Raw genomic sequence first — 21,523 nt, forward strand, 5'->3', positions numbered from 1 at the left:
CGGAGGGGCTCCCTGTCAATAGTTTGTACTTACATTCGGACCTGATCGTGAAATGATGTCTTAACAAAGTATTGACAGCGGACGCGACCGGGGATTTGATTCCGTCCCAACGCAACAGCCGTGTTTCGCGCCAGCCAACCCGGGGCCGGACAGGCCCCGAGCCCGGATCTCTGCGATCATTGCTCCCTTTCCCCTGAAGCACAGTGAGGTGCAGGAAAGATGGACCGTTCTTCCCACTCCCGTACGCGCAGAATGGCCCCCTTCGTGGCGGTCGCCGCGGCAGCGGCACTGACCCTCGCCGGCTGCTCCAGCAGCTCGGGCGGCAAGAAGTCCACGGAGGACTCCTCCGGCGCCTCCGCGGGCAAGGCCAGCACTCCCCGGATGACGGTCGCCCTGGTCACGCACCAGGCGCCGGGCGACACGTTCTGGGACATCGTCCGCAAGGGCGCCCAGGCCGCCGCCGACAAGGACAACATCAAGCTCATCTACTCGGCCGACCCGAACGCGGGCAACCAGTCGAACCTGGTGCAGAACGCGATCGACCAGAAGGTCGACGGCATCGCGGTCACCCTCGCCAAGCCCGACGCCCTCAAGGACGTCATCGGCAAGGCGAAGACCGCGAACATACCCGTCGTGGGCCTCAACTCCGGTCTCAGCGACTGGAAGAACCTCGGACTGCTGGAGTTCTTCGGCCAGGACGAGACGGTCGCGGGTGAGGCGCTCGGCAAGCGGCTGAACACCGAAGGCGCCAAGAAGGTCGTCTGTGTCATCCAGGAGCAGGGCAACATCGGCCTGACCCAGCGCTGCGACGGCGTGAAGAAGACGTTCACCGGCAGCACCGAAGTCCTCAACGTCAACGGCACGGACATGCCGTCGGTGAAGTCGACGATCACCGCCAAGCTCACGCAGGACAAGGCCATCGACTACGTGGTCACGCTGGGCGCCCCGTTCGCCCTGACCGCCGTGCAGTCGCTGACCGACGCGGGCAGCAAGGCGAAGGTCGCCACCTTCGACCTCAACAAGGACCTCACGACCGCCATCAGCAAGGGCACCATCCAGTTCGCGGTGGACCAGCAGCCGTACCTCCAGGGCTACTTGGCCGTCGACTCGCTGTGGCTCTACAAGAACAACGGCAACTACAGCGGTGGCGGTGAGCAGCCCGTACTGACCGGCCCGGCCTTCGTCGACAAGACCAACGTCGCAGCCGTCGCCAAGTACGCCGCCAACGGAACCCGGTGATGAGCATGACCCAGCACGCCGAGCCGGCGGTGACCTCACCGCCGGCCCCCGGCCCGAAGGAAACCGACGGCCGGACCTCTGAACGGCCCCTGGCGCTCCGGCTGTTGGCGCGTCCCGAGGTGGGTGTCTTCCTCGGTGCGGCCGCGGTGTACGTGTTCTTCCTGATCGCCGCTCCGCCGGTGCGCGAGGGCGCGTCGATGGCGAACATCCTCTACAGCTCCTCGACCATCGGCATCATGGCCTTGCCGGTCGCCTTGTTGATGATCGGCGGGGAGTTCGACCTCTCCGCCGGTGTCGCCGTCATCACCTCCGCACTCACCGCGAGCATGCTCAGCTACCAACTGACCATGAACGTATGGGTCGGTGTGACCGTCGCCCTGCTGGTGTCCTTGGGGATCGGGTTCCTCAACGGCTGGATGGTCGTCAAGACCGGACTGCCCAGCTTCCTGGTCACCCTGGGCAGCTTCCTCATCCTGCAGGGCGTCAACCTCGCGGTGACGAAGCTGGTCACCGGGAACGTGGCGACGGACGACATCAGCAACATGGACGGCTTCGGCCAGGCCAAGAAGGTCTTCGCGTCCTCGTTCGAGGTCGGCGGCGTCAACGTCAAGATCACCATCATCTACTGGCTGGTGTTCGCGGCGATCGCGACCTGGGTGCTGCTGCGCACGAAGTACGGGAACTGGGTTTTCGCGGTCGGCGGGAACAAGGACTCGGCGCGGGCCGTGGGCGTGCCCGTGGCGTTCACGAAGATCTCCCTGTTCATGCTGGTCGGTTTCGGTGCCTGGTTCATCGGCATGCACCAGTTGTTCTCCTTCAACACCGTCCAGTCCGGCGAGGGCGTCGGGCAGGAGCTGATCTACATCTCCGCGGCCGTGATCGGCGGCTGCCTGCTGACCGGTGGTGCGGGTTCGGCGATCGGCCCGGTGTTCGGGGCGTTCATGTTCGGGATGGTGCAGCAGGGCATCGTCTACGCGGGCTGGAACCCCGACTGGTTCAAGGCGTTCCTGGGCGTGATGCTGCTCGGCGCCGTCCTCATCAATCTGTGGGTCCAGCGCACCGCGACCCGGAGGTGACCTTCATGGCAAGCAACGAATCCGGCACTCACGGCGCCATCCTCGAAGACACGGCGCCGAGCGACGCGGACGCGCCGATCGTCCAACTGCGCAACGCGGGCAAGGCGTACGGCAACGTCCGCGCCCTGCACGGCGTCGACCTCGCGGTCCGCCCCGGCCAGGTCACCTGCGTGCTGGGCGACAACGGCGCGGGCAAGTCGACCCTGATCAAAATCATCTCGGGGCTGCACCAGCACACCGAGGGCGAGTTCCTCGTCGACGGCGGGCCGGTGCACTTCACCACCCCCCGCCAGGCTCTGGACCGGGGTATCGCGACCGTCTACCAGGACCTGGCCGTCGTCCCGCTGATGCCGGTCTGGCGCAACTTCTTCCTCGGCTCGGAGATGACCAAGGGCCCCTGGCCGTTGCGCCGCCTGGACATCGAGCGGATGAAGAAGACCGCGGACGAGGAACTCCGCAACATGGGCATCGTCCTGGACAACCTGGAACAGCCCATCGGCACCCTCTCCGGCGGGCAGCGCCAGTGCGTCGCCATCGCCCGCGCCGTCTACTTCGGCGCCCGCGTCCTCATCCTCGACGAGCCGACCGCGGCGCTGGGTGTCAAGCAGTCCGGTGTGGTGCTGAAGTACGTGGCGGCGGCGCGGGAGCGCGGTCTCGGGGTCATCTTCATCACCCACAACCCGCACCACGCCTACATGGTCGGCGACCACTTCAGCGTCCTGCGCCTGGGCACCATGGAACTCTCCGCCGAACGCAGCGAGATCACCCTGGAAGAACTCACCAACCACATGGCCGGCGGCACCGAACTCGCCGCACTGAAGCACGAGTTGTCCCAGGTGCGTGGCGTCGACGTCGAAGAACTCCCCGACGAGAAGGCCCTCAAGGCCCCGGTGTCCGCGTCTCCCGAAGGGACCGTCTGACATGTCGGACCGTCCCTTCCTGGATCGCATCCGGGTCGGATCCGCTCCCGACTCCTGGGGGGTGTGGTTCCCGGACGACCCCCAACAGGTGCCGTGGCAGCGGTTCTTGGACGAGGTCGCGCAGGCCGGCTACCCCTGGATCGAACTGGGCCCGTACGGCTATCTGCCGACCGACCCGGCCCGGCTCACGGACGAGATCGCCCGGCGTGACCTGAAGGTCTCCGCGGGCACGGTCTTCACCGGCCTGCACCGCGGCCCCTCCGTCTGGGACGCCACCTGGGAGCACGTGAGCCAAGTGGCCGCGCTCACCCAGGCGATGGGCGCCGAGCACCTGGTCGTCATCCCCTCCTTCTGGCGGGACGACAAGACCGCCGAGATCCTGGAGCCGCCGGAGCTGACCGGCGAGCAGTGGGCGCACCTCACCAAGGGCATGGAACGCCTCGGGCACGAGGTCAAGGAGGCGTACGGACTCGACATCGTCGTCCACCCGCACGCCGACACCCACCTCGACACCGAGGACCACGTCGAGTACTTCCTGGACTCGACCGACTCCGAACTCGTCAACCTCTGCCTGGACACCGGGCATTACGCCTACTGCGGCGGCGACAGCGTCAAGCTGATCGAGACGTACGGCGAGCGCATCGGCTATCTGCACCTCAAGCAGGTCGACCCGGAGATCCTCGCCGACGTCGTCAGGAACGAGGTGCCGTTCGGACCGGCCGTGCAGCGCGGAGTGATGTGCGAACCGCCGTCCGGCGTACCGGAGTTGGAGCCGGTGCTGGTCGCGGCGCAGCGTCTCGGCGTGGAGCTGTTCGCGATCGTCGAGCAGGACATGTACCCGTGCGACCCGGACAAGCCACTCCCCATCGCGGAACGCACCCGCAAGTTCCTCCGCTCCTGCGGCGCTTGACGACCCTGACGACTTGAAAGGACGGCCGATGGCCATGAACCCGCGCGACCCGCTCGGAGTGGCAGTCGTCGGAACCGGAAAGATGGGGGCGGACCACGTCCGCCGCATCGAGGACGTGGTCAACGGAGCCCGGGTGACCGCCGTCGTGGACGTCGACGCCGAGCGCGCCAAACGGATCGCGTCCGGGGTCGACGGCTGCACCGCGTACACCGACCCGGCGGCCGCGATGGCGGCGGCCGACGTCGACGCGGTACTGATCGCCTCACCGGGCCCCGCCCACGAGGCGGCCCTGCTGACTGCCTTCGAGCACGACCTCCCGGTCCTGTGCGAGAAGCCGCTCACCCCCGACGCGGCTTCGGCGCTGCGCGTCCTGGAGGCCGAGGTGCGCCTCGGCCACCGCCGGGTCCAGGTCGGCTTCATGCGGCGCTACGACGCCGAGTACATGAAGCTCAAGTCCCTCCTGGAAACAGGCCAGTTGGGCCGACCCCTCATGCTCCACAACCGGCACCGCAACGCCTCCAGTCCGCCCTTCTTCACCAGCTCCATGCTGATCAGCGACTCCGTGGCCCACGAGACCGACGCGACCCGTTGGCTCCTCGGCCACGAGATCACGGCCGTCCAGGTGCTGCGCCCGCGCCCTTCGGCGAGCGCCCCGGACGACCTCCAGGACCCGCAGTTCGTCGTCTTCGAGACCGACGGCGGCGCGATCGTCGACGTCGAGATGTTCGTCAACTGCGGCTTCGGCTACCAGGTCCAGGCCGAGATCGTCTGCGAACGCGGCACCGCCCGCATCGGCGACGGCCACGCCATGGTCACCAACATGGCCGGCCGCTGGGGCGGCACCATCGCCCAGGACTTCGTGGAACGCTTCGCCGACGCCTACGACCGCGAGATCCAGACCTGGGTCGACGCCACCCGGCGCGGCGAGGTCACCGGCCCGAGCGTGTGGGACGGGTACGCGGCGGCGGCCGTGTGCGAGGCGGGGGTACGGGCGTTGGAGGAGGGTGTGCGGGTGGAGGTCGAGTTGGTGGAGCGGCCCGACTTCTATCGCTAGCCCGCCACTCGGCAGCATGCGGAACGCCCGGACGAAACCGTCCGGGCGTCGCTGTTTCGACCTGTCCCGCGTCTACCGCAGCACCGACACCCGCGGCCTCGGCGCGAATCCCGCCGCCCGGTAGGCCTCGTCGATCAGTGTCATCGTCGCCACCGCGTCGTCCGGACCCATGGGAAGAGGCGCGCCCTCCCTCAACCGGGCGGCGAACGCCTCCAGTTGATAGGTGTACGACGACCGTCGGCCCAGCCGCTCCGTGCGTTCGCCGTCCGTCGTGCGGACCACCACCCGGTCGTCCAGGTGGGGGAGGACGAAGTTCGGCGCGAACGCCTCGCCCCGGCTGCCGATGATCCGGCAGCTCATCACCAGCTCGTCGTACGCCATGTGACAGCGGGCGGAGCCCGTGGCGCCGCTCGGGAAGGCGAGGTCGGCGTCCAGCCACTCGTCGACGCCCGGTGCGCCCGCGTGTTCGCCGCCGCGGGCCGAGACCGGTCGGGGCGCGCCGCCCGCCCAGGGGGCCAGCATGCGCTGGGCGTGCAGGCTGTAGCAGCCCAGGTCCATCACGGCGCCGCCGGCCAGGTCCAGCGACCAGCGCGGGTCGGTGTCCGGCGGGGCCGGGATCGCGACGAGCGTCTCGACGTGCCGCAGCTCGCCGAGTTCACCGGAGGCCAGCAGCTCGTGCAGACGCCGGGTGACCGGGTGGAAGAGGTAGTGGAAGGCCTCCATGAAGACCGTTCCGGCCTTGGCGGCGGCCTCCCTCACCTCGACCGCCTCCTCCGCGTTGCTCGCCGACGGCTTTTCCGACAGGACGTGCTTGCCCGCCGCGAGCGCGGCGAGGTTCCACGGCCCGTGCAGACCGTTGGCGAGCGGGTTGTAGACGACCTCCACCTCGGGGTCGGCGATCAGGTCGGCGTACGAGTCCGCGACCCGCTCGACGCGGTGCGCGGCGGCGTACGCCTCCGCCCTGGACCGGTCCCGCGCGGCCACGGCGACAAGGCGGTGGCCGGTCGTCCGGGCGGGACCGATCAGGGACTGCTCGGTGATCCGAGCCGCTCCCAGTACTCCGATGCGCAGTGGTTCCCGGCCCGGACCGCTCATGCTTCGCGTACCTCCTGGATGGTGACGGGGCGGTGCTCGTGCAGCGACAGGGTGCAGGCGTCCGCGATCCAGCCGGCCTCCAGCGCGTCGGCGACCGTGCAGGGGGAGGTGCGGGTGCCGGCCACGACCTCGGTGAACGCGGTGAGTTCGGCGCGGTAGGCGGCGGTGAAGCGGTCCATGAAGAAGTCGTGCGGGACACCCGCCGGGAAGGTCACGCCGGGCTCCACGGAGCGCAGCGGCAGCTTGTCCTCCAGGCCCACCGCGATGGAGTCCGTGAAGCCGTGGATCTCCATGCGGACGTCGTAACCCCGGGCGTTGTGGCGGGAGTTGGAGACCACCGCGATGGTGCCGTCGTCCAGGGTGAGGATCGCGCCGGTGGTGTCGGCGTCGCCCGCCTCCTTGATGTACTCGGCGCCCCGGTTGCCGCCGACCGCGTACACCTCGACGACCTCACGGCCGGTGACCCAGCGGATGATGTCGAAGTCGTGCACGGAGCAGTCGCGGAAGATGCCCCCGGACGCGGCGATGTACGCGGCGGGCGGCGGCGCCGGGTCCAGCGTGGTGGAGCGCACGGTGTGCAGCTTGCCCAGTTCGCCGGACTGCACGGCGGCGCGCGCGGCGACGAAGCCGGCGTCGAAGCGGCGGTTGTAGCCGATCTGGATCGGCACGCTGCTGCCCTCGACGGCCTTGAGGACCTGGACGCCCTCGGCCATCGTCTTGGCGACGGGCTTCTCGCAGAAGACGGGGATGCCCGCCTCGACGGCGGCCAGGATCAGGCCCGGGTGGGCGTCGGTCGCCGCGGCCACCACGACACCGTCGACCCCGGCGGCCAGCACGGCCTCGGGGGAGTCCGCGACCTCGGCGCCGAACCGCTCGGCGGCCTTCTTCGCGGCCTCCGCGAACGGGTCGGCCACGACGAGGGACTCGACGACGTCGAGTCCGGAGAGGGTCTCGGCGTGGAAGGCGCCGATGCGGCCGAGGCCGAGGATTCCGATGCGCATGAGGACACTTGCTTTCTTCTGGGTGCGGGTGTGTTGCCGGTGGTGAAGGTCAGTCGAGGGCGCCCAGGACGTTCTGGTCCCAGTCGATCACCGAACCGGTGACCACCCCGGACCGCTCGGACAGCAGGAACACCACGAAGTCGGCGATCTCGTCCGGCTGGCCGAGCTTGCCCATCGGCTGACGGGCGGCGGCCTGCTCGCGCCAGTCGTCCCCGGCGCCGTGGAAGGCGCGCTGGGTGGCGTCCTCGCCCTCGGTGTCGGTCCAGCCGATGTTGATGGTGTTGATGCGGATCCGGTCGAAGCGGTGGGCGTGCGCCGCGTTGCGGGTCAGGCCCGCCAGGCCGGCCTTGGCGGTGGAGTAGGGGGCGAGGTGGGGCGGGCCGCCGTGGGCGCAGTTGGAGCCGATGTTGACGATCGTGCCCGGTGCCTTGCGGGCGGTCATGTCGGCGACGGCCGCCTGCATGGCGAAGAACGGGGCCTTGAGGTTGATCGCCATGTGCTGGTCGAACAGTTCGGGTGTGGTGTCGAGCAGTGAGCCGCGTGAGGTCAGCCCTGCCGCGTTGACGAGGCAGTCGACGCGGCCGTGGGTCTCGACGGCCTGTACGACGCTGTCGCGCGCCTGGGCCGGATCGGCGAGGTCCGCCCGCACGAAGCGGGCGCCGGTGTCCGCGGCGAGCTTCTCGCCCACCTCGGCACGCCGGCCGGTGAAGACGACGGTCGCGCCCTCGCGCACCGCCGCCCGCACGATCGCGGCGCCCACGCCCTGGCTGCCGCCGTTGACGAGGACGATCTTGCCTTCGAGAAGTCGAAGCCCCATGAGATCCCTCAGCTCTCGTGCCGCTCGGCACCGGCGCGCAGCTCACCGCGGAGTGCCTGGGGGTCCCAGCCCTCACGCACCGCGCGCCGAACGACGTCGGCCTGCGAGGGCGGGGCCAGACCTTCCACCGGCGGGTCGTTGTCGAGGTTGGTGGGGAAGGCGTAGCCCTCGGCACTGGCCGCGACGACCGTGTCGAGCCACTCCTCGCCCACGCCCTCGGCCTTGCGCCGGAGCAGGACCGGGAACACCGCGTTGGTGACGGCCTCGCGGTCCACCGTCTCCATCGCTCGCCCGAACGCGGACGACACCTGGAGCAGGTTGGCCATGCGCCGGACGTCCGCCGTGCGGTTGGTGCCGGCCGCGTGGAACAGCGCGGGGTTGAAGAACGCGGCATCGCCCTTGGCGAGCGGGAGTTGGATGTAGTGGGACTCGAAGTAGGCCTGGAATTCCGGGAGTCGCCACGCCAGATAGCCCGGCTCGAACTTCTGCGAGTGCGGCAGGTACATCGTCGGCCCCGACTCGACCGGCATGTCGCAGTGCGCGACCGCGCCTTGGAGCGTGAGCACGGGGGAGAGCCGGTGCACGTGCGTCGGGTAGTCCGCGGCGACCTCGTTCGTGAGGAACCCGAGGTGGTAGTCGCGGTGCACGGTCTGCGCGGCGCCGCCCGGGTGGACCACGTTGATCTGCGAGGTGACCTGGTAACCGGGGCCGAGCCAGGCGACCGACACCAGCGCCAGCATGTCGTTCGCGTAGTAGTCGGCGAACGCCTCCGGGTCGTAGAGCGCGGCCTTCTCCAGCGCGTTCCACACCCGGTCGTTGGCCCCCGGCTTCGCGAAGTGGTCCCCGGCGCCCGCGCCCGACGCGCGCTGCTCGGCGATCAGGGCCTCGAACACCTCGGTCGCACGGTCCACCACCGCCGCGTCCGGGAAGGCACCCTGAAGGACCACGATGCCGGGGCCCTCGGCGAACGCCCGCACCAGCTCGGCCTGCACCTCGCGGCGCTCGCCGGCCGCCAGGGACTTACGGAGCCGCTCGCTGTCGTAGACGAGGACGTTCCGCTCGACCGAGGACGCGTAGGGGAAGCCGGCCAGGTCGGTCGGCTGCTCGACCAGCGCGCGGAAGGCGTCGAGGTCGCAGTCCTGCTCGGTGAGCCAGGCGCGGCGTTCTGCTGATGTGAAGGACATCGTCGTCCCCTCGGGTCACGGAGCGGTGCGGTCCTGTCATTCTTGTCAGTACAAACCCTTCGAACAACCAGCAGCAAGCCATCAAAAACCCCTCAAGGAGACGACCGGTGGGCCACCCCTTCCCGATCCGCGAAATCGCACGTCAGGCGGGTCTCAGCGAGGCCACCGTGGACCGGGTTCTGAACGGCAGGGGCGGTGTGCGGGAGAGCACCGAGCGTGAGGTGCGCCAGGCCATCGCCGATCTCGACCGGCAGCGCACCCAGGTCAGGCTCGTCGGCCGGACGTTCATGATCGACATCGTGATGCAGACGCCGGAGCGGTTCTCCACCGCCGTACGGGTGGCATTGGAGGCCGAGCTGCCCGACCTGCACCCGGCCGTCGTGCGCTCCCGCTTCCACTTCCGGGAGACCGCGCCGGTGAAGGAGCTGGTCGGGACCCTGGACAGGATCGTGCGGCGCGGCTCGCAGGGCGTCATCCTCAAGGCGCCGGACGTCCCCGAGATCACCGCGGCCGTGGGCCGGCTCGTCGCCGCCGGGATCCCGGTCGTCACCCTGGTCACCGACCTGCCCGCGAGCGCCCGGCTGGCCTACGTCGGCATCGACAACCGGGCGGCGGGCGCGACGGCCGCCTACCTGATGGGCCAGTGGCTCGGCGACCGCCCCGGCAACGTCCTCACCAGCCTGAGCAGCGGTTTCTTCCGCAACGAGGAAGAACGCGAGATGGGCTTCCGCAGCACCATGCGCGCCCGCTACCCGGAACGGGCCCTCGTCGAGATCACCGAGGGTCACGGCCTGGACGCCACCCAGTACGAGCTCGTCCGGGCCGCCCTGAAGCGCGACCCGGACATCCGCGCGGTCTACTCGATCGGCGGCGGCAACATTGCGACCCTCCGCGCCTTCGCGGACCTGGGCCGCGAGTGCGCCGTGTTCGTCGCGCACGACCTCGACCACGACAACACCCGACTGCTGCACGAGCAGCAACTGTCCGCCGTCCTCCACCACGACCTGCGCCAGGACGTCCGCGAGGCCTGCCGCATCGTCATGCGCGCACACGACGCGCTGCCGCCCGCGGGCCCGACCCTGCCGTCCGCGATCCAGGTCGTCACGCCCTACAACTTGCCTATGGCGCCCACGCGTTGAGTCGGTTCACAGATTGATGGCGTACGCCTTGCGCAGCGTCTCGTGCACCGTCCACGTCGTACGGTCGCCCTCGCGCAGCACGGCCATGTCCCCGGGACCGACCGTCAGCGTCTCCCCGCCCTCGACCTCGATGGTCGCCGAACCGCTGATCACGACGAACAGCTCGTCCGCCTCGGTGTCGGTGACCACGCCCGGCGTGATCTGCCAGATCCCCCGGACCTGCCGCCCGTCCTCGGACTCCCACACGACCTTCCCGGTGACCTCGGGCGTACCGGAGACGATCTGCGCCGGGTCGAGCGGCTCGGCTTCGAGCTCGGCGTCGGGGATGCGGACAACGAAACTGTGCGTCATACGGCGACCCTAGCCCGCGCGTGAGTGATCAGGACGTGGACACTGTGTGGGGTATCGGCGCAGGTGGGAGGACACTTCGTCGCGGAGTGGCGGCCCGGGTGGGGCCGGGCGATCGTGGAGGGCATGGCGCAGACCACGGCGGCCGTCCCCGAGCCGCACCCGCATGAAACCCGCGAGAACATCCTCTTCGGGGGCGTCTACGGCGCCGTCCTGGCCTGCTCGATGGTCGCCGCGCTCACCCAGTACGGGCACACCTCCAAGGGCAGCCGACGCTACGACGCCCTGTGGCTGCTGGTGACCGCGGCCGCCTCGGCGCTGGCCCACGGGTACGCCCACTACATCGCCGAGCGCGCCCCGCACCGCCGCTGGGACGCCCTGCGCACCCTGCGCGACGAGTGGCCGCTGGTCGCCGCCGCGCTGCCCACCGTGCTGCTGCTCGCCGGGGCCGGCTGGGGCTGGTGGCCCGCGAACGGCGTCGAGTACGCGGCCTTCGTCCTCAACATCGCGCTGCTGTTCTGCCTGGGTCTGGTCACGGCCCGCTGGTCGGCACGCGGCTGGATGGCGGCCGTCGTCATCGGGGCGCTGGACGCGCTGCTCGGGGTGGTCGTGGTCGTCGCGAACGCCCTGATCAAATAGGGCTCAGCCGTGTCCGCTCTGGTAACCGCGCAGCTTGCGGTACAGCGTCGCCCGGCCGATCCCCAACGCAGCCGCTGCCCGCGCCTTGTTGCCGCCGTGCCGGCGCAACGCGGCCAGGATCGCGGTGCGTTCGGCGTGCTCCATCGGGCTGAGTCGCCGGGCCGCGGGACCCTCCCGGACGGGATCGGGCAGCTCGGCCCGCCGCACCGGGCCGGTGACCCGCCGGTGTTCCGCCAACGCCCGCACCACATGGGCGAGTTCGGTGACGTTCCCCGGCCAGGGATGCTCCTCCAGGGCGCGCAACGCGTCCAGGGTCCAGGTCAGCGGAGGCTGGCCCGGCACCGGCCGGGGCGCCAGGACCGGCAGCAACTCCCGTACGTCCTCCGGGCGTTCACGCAGCGCGGGCAGCGTCACCGACCGGGCCGCCAAGGTGTCCAGCAACCGCTGGAAGCACGGGCCCGGAGGCGTACCGGGGGTGTAGGTGACCAGCAGATGGACGTCGGGGTGTTCGTCGAGCAGGGAGTTGAGCGCGGCGACGTCCGGCTGGGCGAGCCGTTCGGCGTGCCGCAGGAGCAGTGGGCGGCCGTCGGCCAACTCGCTGTACTTCACGCCGAGTTCCGGCGACTCGGCGGCGTCGGCGACCAACGGCACTCTCCCGCCGAGCAGTTCACGGGCCAGCGCGGTCTTGCCGCTCCCGCGTTCGCCGGTCAGCAGCAGGGGCTCGTGGACCCGGGCCAGCTCCACCGCCCTGGCGACCGCGTGCCGCCAGGGCACCGAACCGCCCGCGAGCGCCAGCGCGGGGCGCGGATCGAGCCGCGGCACCCCGGCGGCGCGCGCTTCCAGCACGGCGACGATCCCGAGGACGCGGCCCTCGTGCCGTACGGGAGTGATCCCGACGGTGCACCCGGCGTCGGCGGGGAGCGTCACGTCGTACGGCTCCTCGCTCGTGCTCGCGTGTTCCAGGGCGGCCAGTACCTGGGGTGTGGCGAGGCGGACGGCGGCCTCGCTGATCAGGCGGTTGCGGCCGTCGAGGGCGACGACCGCGCGGTCCGGGCCGTGGGCGGCCCGGGTGTAGGCGTCGAGGAGCACCCGTTCGGCGGTGCGGGAGCGGGCCAGCAGTTCCGCCTCCACCGCCGTGGCCGCCGCCTCGGCGAGGGCGGCCCCGGGATGCGGGCCGCAGCCGGCGCACAGGCCGGACGCGACGGTCACCGTGCCCAGCAACTGCCCGGAATCCGGGGCGAGCAGGGGCACGCTGACCGCGGACACGTCCTGCCACACGTCGAGGAAGTGCTCGGGGCCGTGTACCTCGGCCCGGCGCCGGGTGCGCAGGGCGAGGGCCGCGCTGTTGTGGCCCACCTCCCGCTCGGACAGATCCCGGCAGCGGTCGTCGCCGGGGACCTCGCCCGTGGTCCACAGCACCCGCAGCCGCTCGTCGGTCAGGAGCAGCCCCGAGCGGCCGAGTACCGGCGCGATGCGCTCCAGCACCGGCCGCGCAGCCTCCAACAGGGGCGATTCCGCGGGGAGTTCGGGTTCGTGGACCGGTCCATCGAGGTCGTGCCGTACGCCGAAGAAGCGGGCGCGGCGCCAGGCCGCGAGGACCTCGTCCGGGACGTCGTCGGGCAACGGGCGGCCGCTCAGGAACCGCTCGCGCGCCTGGCGCAGCGGGGCGAGGGCGGGGGACTGCTCCACGGTGGTCATGACGCCTCTCACCGTATCTGGCCCGTGGCAGCGGCCGCCGCGGGGCTGTAACTGTCTCGTAATGAGACACCCGCACGTGTCCGGCCCGCATCATGATCGTGAAGAGTCGGTGCCTTTCTCACCTCTGCCTCACCTCCGTCGCACCCCTGCCTCACCCCTGGAGTGTCCCGCCGTGCACGTTGTCGAGACCGACGTACTGATCGTGGGCAGCGGCCCGGCCGGCGCCTCCGCCGCGCTGGCGCTGAGCACCTACGGCGTCCCCAACATCGTCGTCACGCGCTACTCGCGCCTCACCAGGACGCCCCGCGCGCACATCACCAACCAGCGCACCATGGAGGTCCTGCGCGACCTCGGCGTCGAGGGCGAGGTGCTGGCCCAGGCGACACCGCAGAACTTGATGGGCGACACCACGTTCTGCACCAGCCTGGCCGGCGAGGAGCTGGGCCGGATCCGCTCCTGGGGCAACGAGCCGCTCGTGCAGGCCGCCCACGACCTGGCCAGCCCGACCCGCATGTGCGACATGCCCCAGCACCTGATGGAACCGGTGCTCGTCGACGCGGCGCTCGCACGCGGCTCCAACGTCCGCTTCAGCACGGTCTACAAGTCCTTCGTCCAGGACGAGGACGGCGTCACGGTCACCGTCGAGGACCGGCTGCGCGGCGACGAGTACCGGATCCGCGCCAAGTACCTGATCGGCGCCGACGGCGGCCGTTCCCGGATCGCCGAGGACGCGGGGCTGCCGATGGGCGGCCAGATGGGGGTCGCGGGCAGCATCAACATCGTCTTCGACGCGGACCTGAGCAAGTACACCGCGCACCGCCCCTCCACCCTCTACTGGGTGCTTGCCCCCGGCGCCACCGTCGGCGGCATCGGCGCGGGACTGGTGCGCTGCGTCAAACCCTGGAACGAGTGGCTGATCGTGTGGGGCTACGACGTGAGCGCCGGCGCCCCCGACCTCACCGAGGAGTACGCGCTGTCCGTCGTACGGCAGTTGGTCGGCGACGACGACATCCCGGTGACCATCAAGTCGTCCTCGGCGTGGACGGTCAACGAGATGTACGCCGAGACCTACGTCAACGGGCGGGTCCTGTGCGCCGGTGACGCCGTGCACCGCCACCCGCCGTCCAACGGCCTCGGCTCCAACACCTCGATCCAGGACTCCTACAACCTGGCCTGGAAGCTCAAGCTGGTCCTCGACGGCACCGCCACGCCGAAGCTGCTCGACACCTACGACGCCGAACGCGCGCCGGTCGGCAAGCAGATCGTCACCCGCGCCAACAAGTCCATCGGCGAGACCGCCCCGATCTTCGAGGCGCTCGACGGGCTCTCCCCGCAGACCCCCGAGCAGTTGTGGGCCAACATCGACGCCCGCAAGGACGCCACCGCGGACGCGGCCAAGCAGCGGGCCGCGCTGCGCGAGGCGATCGCCTTCAAGGTCTACGAGTTCAACGCGCACGGCGTCGACCTCAACCAGCGCTATTCCGCCGAGAGTTCGACCGCGGTCGTCCCCGACGGCACGCCCGACCCCGGCTTCGACCGCGACCCCGAGCTGTACCACCAGCCCAGCTCCCGCCCCGGCGCCAAGCTCCCGCACGCCTGGATCACTTCGGGTACCCGCACGGTCTCGACCCTCGACACGGTCGGCAAGGGCCGCTTCGCCCTCCTCACCGGCATCGGCGGCGACGCCTGGGTGCGCGCGGCGCAGGCGCACCCCCTGGACATCGCCACGGTCGTGATCGGCCCCGGCCAGGAGTACGACGACCCGTACGGCGACTGGGCCCGCCTGAGCGAGGTGTCCGACGGGGGCGCGCTCCTCGTACGACCCGACGGCTATGTCGCCTTCCGCCACGCCGACGCGGCCGAGAACGCCGAACAGTTGCTCACGGACGCGCTGCGACGCATCCTCGGGCACGGCTGACATTTCATACAGGGGCAGTTCGCACAGGGTAGGGAGCCGCAATGACCACTGACGTCACCGTCACGGACGAGGCCGTCGCCAGTCTGGAGGGGACGGCCGATCCCCGCCTGCGTGAACTGCTGACCGGTCTGATCCGGCACCTCCACGCGTTCGCGCGGGAGACCCGCCTCACTCAGGCGGAGTGGGAGCGGGCGATCGGCTTCCTGACGGAGACCGGGAAGATGTGCACGGACACCCGGCAGGAGTTCATCCTCCTGTCGGACGTGCTCGGCCTGTCGATGCTGGTCGAGACGATCAACGGTGACCGGGCGTCCGGTTCCACCGAGTCGACGGTGCTCGGCCCCTTCCACATGACGGAGTCGCCGGTCCGCGAACTCGGCGCGAACATCGACCTGGTGGGCGGCGGCGAGCCGTGCGTGGTCAGCGGCCGGATCGTCTCCGGGGACGGCACCCCGCTCCCCGGCGCGCTCCTCGACGTGTGGCAGGCCGACGGCAACGGCTTCTACGACGTGCAGCGCCCGGACCTCCAACCCCCGGGCAACGGACGGGGGTTGTTCACCACGGACGCCGAGGGCCGCTTCTGGTTCCGCACCTGCGTACCGAGCCCGTACCCCATCCCGACGGACGGCCCGGTCGGCGAACTCCTCAAAGCCACCAACCGCCACCCCTACCGCCCCGCCCACATCCACTTCATCGCCTCGGCGGACGGCCACACCCCCGTCACCACCCACATCTTCGTCGCGGGCAGCGACTACCTCGACTCCGACGCCGTCTTCGCCGTCAAGCAGAGCCTCGTCGAGGACTTCACCCCGACCGACGACCCGTCCCTGGCACGGGAGTTCGGCATCGAGAACCCCTTCCGCCACGCCCGCTTCGACCTCGTACTGGACCGCGCGTGAAGGACTTCCTCGACTTCGCCTACGACGCCCAGCCCATGCGGGTCGTGTTCCGCCCCGGCGCCGCGCTGACCGCGACCGCCAGTGAGGCCGAACGGCTCGGTCTGCGGCGGGTGTTGGTGCTCTCCGGTGCGCGCGGCGCCGACACCGCGCAGGCGGTCGCCGACTCGCTGGGGGAGGCGTGCGTCGGGGTGCACGCGGAGGCGAAGATGCACGTCCCGGTCCAAGTCGCCGACCGGGCAGTCGAGTTGGCGCGCTCGCTGGGCGCCGACGGCTGCGTCGCGGTCGGCGGCGGCTCGGCGGTCGGCCTCGGCAAGGCGATCGCCCTGCGCACCGGCCTCCCGCTGATCGCCGTCCCCTCCACCTACTCCGGCTCCGAGATGACCCCGGTCTGGGGCCTCACCGAACACGGCGCCAAACGCACCGGCCGCGACCCCGCCGTCCTGCCCCGCAGCGTCGTCTACGACCCCGAACTCACCCTGGAACTGCCCGTCCCGCTCACGGTGACCAGCGGTATCAACGCGATCGCGCACGCCGTGGAAGCCCTGTACGCCCCGGACACCTCGCCCCTGATCGCCCTGATGGCGGAGGAGGGCGTCCGGGCACTGGCGGGCGCGCTGCCCCAACTGGCCGCCGAGCCAAGGTCGTTGGAGGCGCGTGGTCGGGCCCTGTACGGGGCGTGGCTGTCCGGGACCTGCCTCGGTGCCACGACCATGGGCCTGCACCACAAACTGTGCCATGTCCTCGGCGGCACCTTCGGCCTGCCGCACGCGGAGACGCACACGGTGGTGCTGCCGTACGCGCTGGCGTACAACGCGCCCGCCGCACCGGAAGCGGTCGCCGCCGTGGCCCGCGCGCTGGGCGCGGAGGATGCCCCAACTGCCCTGTGGGAGTTGGCCGGGCGGCTCGGCGCCCCGCGTTCGCTCGCCGAACTCGGCCTGAAGGAGGGCGACTTGACGACGGCGGCCGCGCAGGCGGTGAGCCAGGCGTACGCCAACCCCCGGCCGGTCACCGAGGAGGGCGTACGCGCGCTGTTGCGGGCGGCGTTCGAGGGAACGCCCCCTGCGTAAACGGTCCGTCAGTGGTTCGTGCGGACGCCGTCCAGCGCGATGGCCAGGACGCGGTCGCGCTGGGCGTCGTCCACGAACTTCGTCCCGGTGATGCCGGCGACCAGGCGCAGCAGATCACCGAAGTCCATGTCCGTGCGGGCCACGCCCGCCTTCTGTGCGCGCTCGAACAGCGGGCCGCCCGCCGAGAACATCGACTCGCGGCAGGTGCCGAAGATCTCCGAGTCGTTGTCCAGCGCTTCGCGCACCGCCTGCTTGGTCACCATGTAGCCCGCGAAACGGTTCAGCCACGACGTCAGCGCCTCCCACGGCTCCTGGCCGGCGACGGCCAGCGCGACCTGGCACAGCGCGTTCACCTCGTCCGCGTAGACGCTCTCGAAGAGGGCCCGGCGGGTCGGGAAGTTGCGGTACAGCGTGCCGATGCCGACGCCCGCGCGGCGCGCGATGTCCTCCAGGGACGCCTCCGAGCCGTGCTCCGCGAAGGCCTCTCGGGCGGCGGCCAGCAGGGCGTCGTAGTTGCGGGCCGCGTCCTTGCGGTGCGGTCTCTGGGCCGCGACGATCTCGCTGACGGGGAACGGCTGGGCCGTCACGGGTGCCTCCCTGGGGCGGGCTCGGTTGAACCGGAGGTGTGCCTCCGCTATGGTGGAGGGGTACCTCCACTTTAGCAGTGTGGGCGCGTTCCGCCGTAAAGCCCGCGCGGGCGCACCCCCGTTCGCTTGTTTTCGGAGAGGCTCTCCATGCCCCGCAAGTCCACCCGCCTCACCTTCGCGGTCCTCGCGACCGGTGCGGGCGTGTTCTCCATGCTGCAGTCGCTGATCGCACCGGCCCTGCCGACCGTCCAGCACGCGCTGCACACCTCCCAGTCCACCGCGACCTGGGTCATGACGGCCTATCTGCTGTCCGCCTCGGTCTTCACCCCGATACTCGGCCGCGTCGGCGACCTGGTCGGCAAGAAGCGCACCCTCGTCGCCGTCCTCGTGGCGGTGCTGGCCGGCTGTCTGATCGCCGCGCTCGCGCCCAACATCGGCGTCCTGATCATCGCCCGGGTCGTCCAGGGCATCGGCGGCGCGCTGTTCCCGCTCTCCTTCGGCATCATCCGGGACGAGTTCGACGCGTCCCGGGTCCCCGGCAGCATCAGCAACTTGTCCGCCGTGATCGCCGCGGGCGGTGGCGTCGGCATGGTGGCCGCCGGTCCCATCGTGTCCGCGCTCGACTACCGCTGGCTGTTCTGGTTCCCCGTCGGCATCGTCGCCGTCACCACCCTCATCGCCCTGCGCTACGTCCCCGAGTCGCCGAACCGCGCCGACGGACGCGTCAACTGGCTGGGCGCCGCGCTCCTTTCCGGCTGGCTGGTCGCCCTGCTCCTGCCGCTGAGCCAGGCCGGCACCTGGGGCTGGGGCTCCGTACGGGTCGTCGGCCTGTTCGCCGCGGCCGTCGTACTCTTCGCGGCCTGGCTGTTCTCGGAGGCCCGCTCCCGCAGCCCGCTCATCGACCTCAAGGTGATGCGACTGCCGTCCGTGTGGACCACCAACACCGCCGCGCTGCTGTTCGGCGCCGGGATGTACGCGATCTGGTCCTTCCTGCCCGGCTTCGTCCAGACCCCCTCCTCGGCCGGCTACGGCTTCGGCGCCAGCGTGACCGCGTCCGGACTCCTCATGCTCCCGATGCTGATCGCGATGTTCGTCTCCGGTGTGCTCAGCGGCAGGCTGGAGCCCGTCTTCGGCGCCAAGGCGCTGCTCACCACCGGTGCCGCCCTCGGCGCGCTCGCCTGCGCCGTCCTCGCCCTCTGGCACGACCAGCAGTGGCAGATCGCCCTGGTCGCGGGCATCTTCGGCCTCGGCATCGGACTCGCCTTCGCCTCCATGGCCAACCTCATCGTCGGCAGCGTCCCGCCCGAGCAGACCGGCGCCGCGACCGGCATGAACGCCAACATCCGCACCATCGGCGGCTCGATCGGCGCCGCGGTGACCAGCGTCCTGGTCACCGGCCACCTCCAGGCATCCGGCCTGCCCTACGACTCCGGGTACACCCACGGATTCACGCTGCTGGCGGTGCTGCTCCTCGGCGCCGCGCTGGCCGCGCTCCTCGTGCCGGCGCGCCGGTCCGGCCGTAGCGGAGGAAAGACCGTTGGCGGCTCCGAGTCGGCGCTCCTGAAGGCGGAGGAGGAAGCGTCGGTGATGGCTCCCGGCGCCCTGAACTGACGTACCCGGTGTGCCAGCATGAACCGATGATCGAAGAGAGCGCGCGGGCCCTCCGCGCCGAACTCCTGGACGTCCACCGGCTCCGGCTCGTCGAAACCGCCGCTCCTCGGCTCACGCCCGAGGAGCGGGTGGCGATGAACCAGGTGTGGGACGACCTGGTGCGGGACAACCCGAGTTTCTTCGACGGGCCGGTCCTGGTGTGCGCGGGCACGCGGCGGGAGGGACCGGACGAACTGACCGTCTCCTGGGTCAGGACGACGTATCGGCACTTTGCCCTGCGACGCGTCCCGTTCTCGACCTCGTGGCTGCCGTCGTTCTTCGTCGCCGTCCTCCAACCGGCCGACGACGGGCGTCTATTGGTGGGCCGGATGTCGAACTCGACGGCGGCCCCCGGGCGTTGGCAGTTGCCGGGCGGCTCGCTCGAACCGCCCGAGGGCGACGAACCGCTCGACACGAGGGCCCTGCACCGCCACGCCGCACGGGAGTTGATCGAGGAGACCGGCGTCGACACCCCGGCCGACGAGCTCACCCTCTGGAACGTCACCCGCAGCGGAAACGGCAGCATCGGCGTTCTCTTCCGCGCCCCGTCCCTCCCGGCGGCCAGGCTGCGCGAGCGGTTCGAGGCGATGGCGGCGGCGGAGCGGGCCCAGGGGCGCGAACCGGAGCTGGACGACATCGCCCTGATCCACTCGACGGCCCGACTCCCGCTCCTGGTGGGCCCGCACGCGGACCACCTGGAGCCGATCGTCCGCCGCTACGAGGTGTCGTAAGGCCGTGGAACGGGCGTCACGGGTGTCTCGATATGAGACACCCGTGACGCCACCGAAGCCTTCATGATCGGCAGCGTACGACTGCTGTGAAGAAAGGTGAACACCATGGCCCTCGCACTGCTCAGGCGCTGGCTGCCCCAAGGCGCCGCCGCCACGGCGGCGGGCCTCTCGCTCCCCCTTCCGCCCGGTGCGGGCGGCCTCGGCCGTGAGATCGTCGACCCGATGGGCGCGCCCATGGCCGCCGCAGAGGTCACGGTCACGGCCCTGGACTCGCACCGCGTCGCCGCCTCCGGTACGACCGACCCCTACGGCTTCTTCCTCGCGGCCCTGCCGCCCGGCCGCTACGGCCTCCTCGTCTCGGCCCAGGGACTCCAGCCGCACCAGGAGACGGTGGAGATCACCGCCGGAATCGCCGAGCCCGCCGAACGCGTCTGGCTCCAGCCCGGCCGCGCCCAGGAACTCCCGCCGCCCGGCACCTGGCTCTTCGACCCGCCGCACACCGCGATCCGCTTCATCGCCAAACACGTCGGCATGGCCCATGTGCACGGCCGGTTCGAGCGGTTCCAGGGCGGCATCCAGATCGCCCAGGAGGTGGCCGAGTCCAAGGTCCACGTCCGCATCGACGCGTCCAGCATCACCACCGGCAACTCCACGCGGGACAACCATCTGCGCTCCGGTGACTTCCTGGACGTGGAGCGCTACCCGTACATCGACTTCACCAGCACCCGGTTCGCCTACCGCGGCGGCAGCAAGTGGACGCTGCAGGGTTCGCTGACGATGCACGGCGTCAGCCGCTCGGTGAACCTGGACACCACCTACCTGGGCACCGTCAACGGCGGCTACGCCGAGGAACTCCGCTGCGCCGCCCTCGCCACGGCCGAACTGCACCGCGAGGACTACACCCTCAACTGGCGCAGCATGCTGGCCCGGGGCATCGCCGTCGTCGGCCCCACCGTCCAACTGGAGCTGGACATCCAGGCGATGTACCGCACCCACGACACCCCGACGCCGCCGAAGTGACCCGTCACATGCGGTAGGGTTCACCTGCGCGTTCACCCGGACTGCTCGGGTGCGGCGCGAGCGGGACGTGGCGCAGCTTGGTAGCGCACTTGACTGGGGGTCAAGGGGTCGCAGGTTCAAATCCTGTCGTCCCGACTTTTCGAAGTCGCAGGTCAGAGGCCGTTTTCTCAGCGATGGGAAGGCGGTCTTTGTCGTGTCTGCGGGGGTGGTGGTCGCAGCATGGTCGCGGGCCGGGTACGGGACTGACCGGCGGTGGTGCGGAAGCCGGGCGGATGGGGGAGCGGAGCCGGTTGAGAGCTTCGCGAAGCCGCCTGATGTGGTCGCGTGGTGATCGCAGTCGCTTCAGCCGGGCCTGCCGGTGGTTCTTCTGCTCGGCCCGGGTGAGGGTGTGCTCGAGAGTGTCGACGGCTTCGCGGGCGGCCTGGCGAACGCCGCGGAGCTGCTCTTCGACGTCGCCACCGTCATCGCGCCATGGAACACCCTGGTGCGGTCGCGCTCCAGGCGGATCTCGGGAGCGCTTTCGGCCATTGA

At 70.7% G+C, this 21,523-nt stretch carries 20 protein-coding genes and 1 tRNA gene; 14 read left to right on the forward strand and 7 right to left on the reverse strand.

The features are described 5' to 3' along the window. Positions 1–219: 219 nt before the first annotated feature. Genes OG223_RS45310 through OG223_RS45330 form a run of 5 tightly spaced genes read left to right on the forward strand, consistent with a single transcriptional unit; the run spans position 220 to position 5,199 of the window. Positions 220–1,239 (forward strand): sugar ABC transporter substrate-binding protein, encoded by a 1,020-nt coding sequence (locus OG223_RS45310; protein WP_329262387.1) that lies wholly within the window; start codon positions 220–222, stop codon positions 1,237–1,239. Beyond that, positions 1,239–2,315, forward strand: coding sequence for an ABC transporter permease (locus OG223_RS45315; protein WP_329262389.1), 1,077 nt, complete (start codon positions 1,239–1,241; stop codon positions 2,313–2,315). The genes OG223_RS45310 and OG223_RS45315 overlap by 1 nt, the downstream gene beginning before the upstream one ends. A gap of 5 nt (positions 2,316–2,320) precedes the next feature. Next, positions 2,321–3,235 carry an ATP-binding cassette domain-containing protein gene (locus OG223_RS45320; RefSeq protein ID WP_329262393.1) on the forward strand — a complete coding sequence of 305 codons (915 nt, stop codon included), beginning with the start codon at positions 2,321–2,323 and terminating at the stop codon, positions 3,233–3,235. A 1-nt stretch (position 3,236) separates the two neighbouring features. Then, positions 3,237–4,145, forward strand: coding sequence for a sugar phosphate isomerase/epimerase family protein (locus tag OG223_RS45325; RefSeq protein WP_329262396.1), 909 nt, complete (start codon positions 3,237–3,239; stop codon positions 4,143–4,145). Positions 4,146–4,179: 34 nt separating this feature from the next. After that, entirely contained in the window at positions 4,180–5,199 is a 1,020-nt protein-coding gene (locus tag OG223_RS45330) for a Gfo/Idh/MocA family protein (protein ID WP_329265821.1), read from the forward strand. A gap of 72 nt (positions 5,200–5,271) precedes the next feature. Here OG223_RS45330 and OG223_RS45335 read toward each other — a convergent pair whose 3' ends face one another. The 4 genes from OG223_RS45335 to OG223_RS45350 are packed head-to-tail and all read right to left on the reverse strand — an operon-like array spanning position 5,272 to position 9,296. Then, positions 5,272–6,294, reverse strand: a complete 1,023-nt coding sequence (locus OG223_RS45335; protein WP_329262398.1) for a Gfo/Idh/MocA family protein — start codon at positions 6,292–6,294, stop codon at positions 5,272–5,274. Continuing rightward, a complete protein-coding gene (locus tag OG223_RS45340; protein WP_329262401.1) occupies positions 6,291–7,295 on the reverse strand; it encodes a Gfo/Idh/MocA family protein in 1,005 nt (334 codons plus the stop codon). Before OG223_RS45340 ends, OG223_RS45335 begins: the two co-directional genes overlap by 4 nt. A 49-nt stretch (positions 7,296–7,344) precedes the next feature. After that, positions 7,345–8,112 carry an SDR family oxidoreductase gene (locus tag OG223_RS45345; protein ID WP_329262404.1) on the reverse strand — a complete coding sequence of 256 codons (768 nt, stop codon included), beginning with the start codon at positions 8,110–8,112 and terminating at the stop codon, positions 7,345–7,347. 8 nt (positions 8,113–8,120) lie between these two features. Further along, complete coding sequence (locus OG223_RS45350; RefSeq protein WP_329262406.1) at positions 8,121–9,296, reverse strand: phytanoyl-CoA dioxygenase family protein; 1,176 nt, start codon at positions 9,294–9,296, stop codon at positions 8,121–8,123. A 107-nt stretch (positions 9,297–9,403) separates the two neighbouring features. Between OG223_RS45350 and OG223_RS45355 the strand changes: the two genes are divergently transcribed. After that, on the forward strand, positions 9,404–10,435 hold the full coding sequence (locus OG223_RS45355; RefSeq protein ID WP_329262408.1) for a LacI family DNA-binding transcriptional regulator: 1,032 nt from the start codon (positions 9,404–9,406) through the stop codon (positions 10,433–10,435). Between the two features lie 6 nt (positions 10,436–10,441). Here OG223_RS45355 and OG223_RS45360 read toward each other — a convergent pair whose 3' ends face one another. After that, positions 10,442–10,786 carry a cupin domain-containing protein gene (locus OG223_RS45360; RefSeq protein ID WP_329262410.1) on the reverse strand — a complete coding sequence of 115 codons (345 nt, stop codon included), beginning with the start codon at positions 10,784–10,786 and terminating at the stop codon, positions 10,442–10,444. A 123-nt stretch (positions 10,787–10,909) separates the two neighbouring features. On the opposite strand from OG223_RS45360, the gene OG223_RS45365 reads away from it, so the two are divergent. After that, on the forward strand, positions 10,910–11,422 hold the full coding sequence (locus OG223_RS45365) for a hypothetical protein (protein WP_329262412.1): 513 nt from the start codon (positions 10,910–10,912) through the stop codon (positions 11,420–11,422). Between the two features lie 3 nt (positions 11,423–11,425). Here OG223_RS45365 and OG223_RS45370 read toward each other — a convergent pair whose 3' ends face one another. After that, complete coding sequence (locus OG223_RS45370; RefSeq protein ID WP_329262414.1) at positions 11,426–13,120, reverse strand: helix-turn-helix domain-containing protein; 1,695 nt, start codon at positions 13,118–13,120, stop codon at positions 11,426–11,428. A 172-nt stretch (positions 13,121–13,292) separates the two neighbouring features. On the opposite strand from OG223_RS45370, the gene OG223_RS45375 reads away from it, so the two are divergent. Genes OG223_RS45375 through OG223_RS45385 form a run of 3 tightly spaced genes read left to right on the forward strand, consistent with a single transcriptional unit; the run spans position 13,293 to position 17,004 of the window. After that, the gene (locus OG223_RS45375) at positions 13,293–15,038 is read left to right on the forward strand and encodes an FAD-dependent oxidoreductase (protein WP_329262416.1); all 1,746 of its coding nucleotides are present in this window, start codon (positions 13,293–13,295) and stop codon (positions 15,036–15,038) included. A gap of 41 nt (positions 15,039–15,079) precedes the next feature. Beyond that, the gene (locus OG223_RS45380; protein WP_329262418.1) at positions 15,080–15,937 is read left to right on the forward strand and encodes an intradiol ring-cleavage dioxygenase; all 858 of its coding nucleotides are present in this window, start codon (positions 15,080–15,082) and stop codon (positions 15,935–15,937) included. Beyond that, positions 15,934–17,004 carry a maleylacetate reductase gene (locus tag OG223_RS45385; protein ID WP_329262421.1) on the forward strand — a complete coding sequence of 357 codons (1,071 nt, stop codon included), beginning with the start codon at positions 15,934–15,936 and terminating at the stop codon, positions 17,002–17,004. Before OG223_RS45380 ends, OG223_RS45385 begins: the two co-directional genes overlap by 4 nt. A gap of 8 nt (positions 17,005–17,012) precedes the next feature. Here the strand turns inward: OG223_RS45385 and OG223_RS45390 are convergent, their stop codons facing one another. Then, positions 17,013–17,591, reverse strand: a complete 579-nt coding sequence (locus OG223_RS45390; RefSeq protein ID WP_329262424.1) for a TetR/AcrR family transcriptional regulator — start codon at positions 17,589–17,591, stop codon at positions 17,013–17,015. A gap of 147 nt (positions 17,592–17,738) precedes the next feature. Between OG223_RS45390 and OG223_RS45395 the strand changes: the two genes are divergently transcribed. The 4 genes from OG223_RS45395 (at position 17,739) to OG223_RS45410 (ending at position 21,127) form a co-directional block, all read left to right on the forward strand. Next, positions 17,739–19,202, forward strand: coding sequence for an MFS transporter (locus OG223_RS45395; protein WP_329262428.1), 1,464 nt, complete (start codon positions 17,739–17,741; stop codon positions 19,200–19,202). Between the two features lie 26 nt (positions 19,203–19,228). After that, on the forward strand, positions 19,229–19,972 hold the full coding sequence (locus OG223_RS45400) for an NUDIX domain-containing protein (RefSeq protein WP_329262430.1): 744 nt from the start codon (positions 19,229–19,231) through the stop codon (positions 19,970–19,972). A gap of 105 nt (positions 19,973–20,077) precedes the next feature. After that, positions 20,078–20,992, forward strand: a complete 915-nt coding sequence (locus OG223_RS45405; RefSeq protein WP_329262432.1) for a YceI family protein — start codon at positions 20,078–20,080, stop codon at positions 20,990–20,992. A gap of 61 nt (positions 20,993–21,053) precedes the next feature. After that, positions 21,054–21,127 (forward strand) — tRNA-Pro (locus OG223_RS45410). The last annotated feature ends 396 nt before the right edge of the window (positions 21,128–21,523 follow it).

Source organism: Streptomyces sp. NBC_01478, assembly GCF_036227225.1.
In the GTDB taxonomy this organism is placed as follows: domain Bacteria; phylum Actinomycetota; class Actinomycetes; order Streptomycetales; family Streptomycetaceae; genus Streptomyces.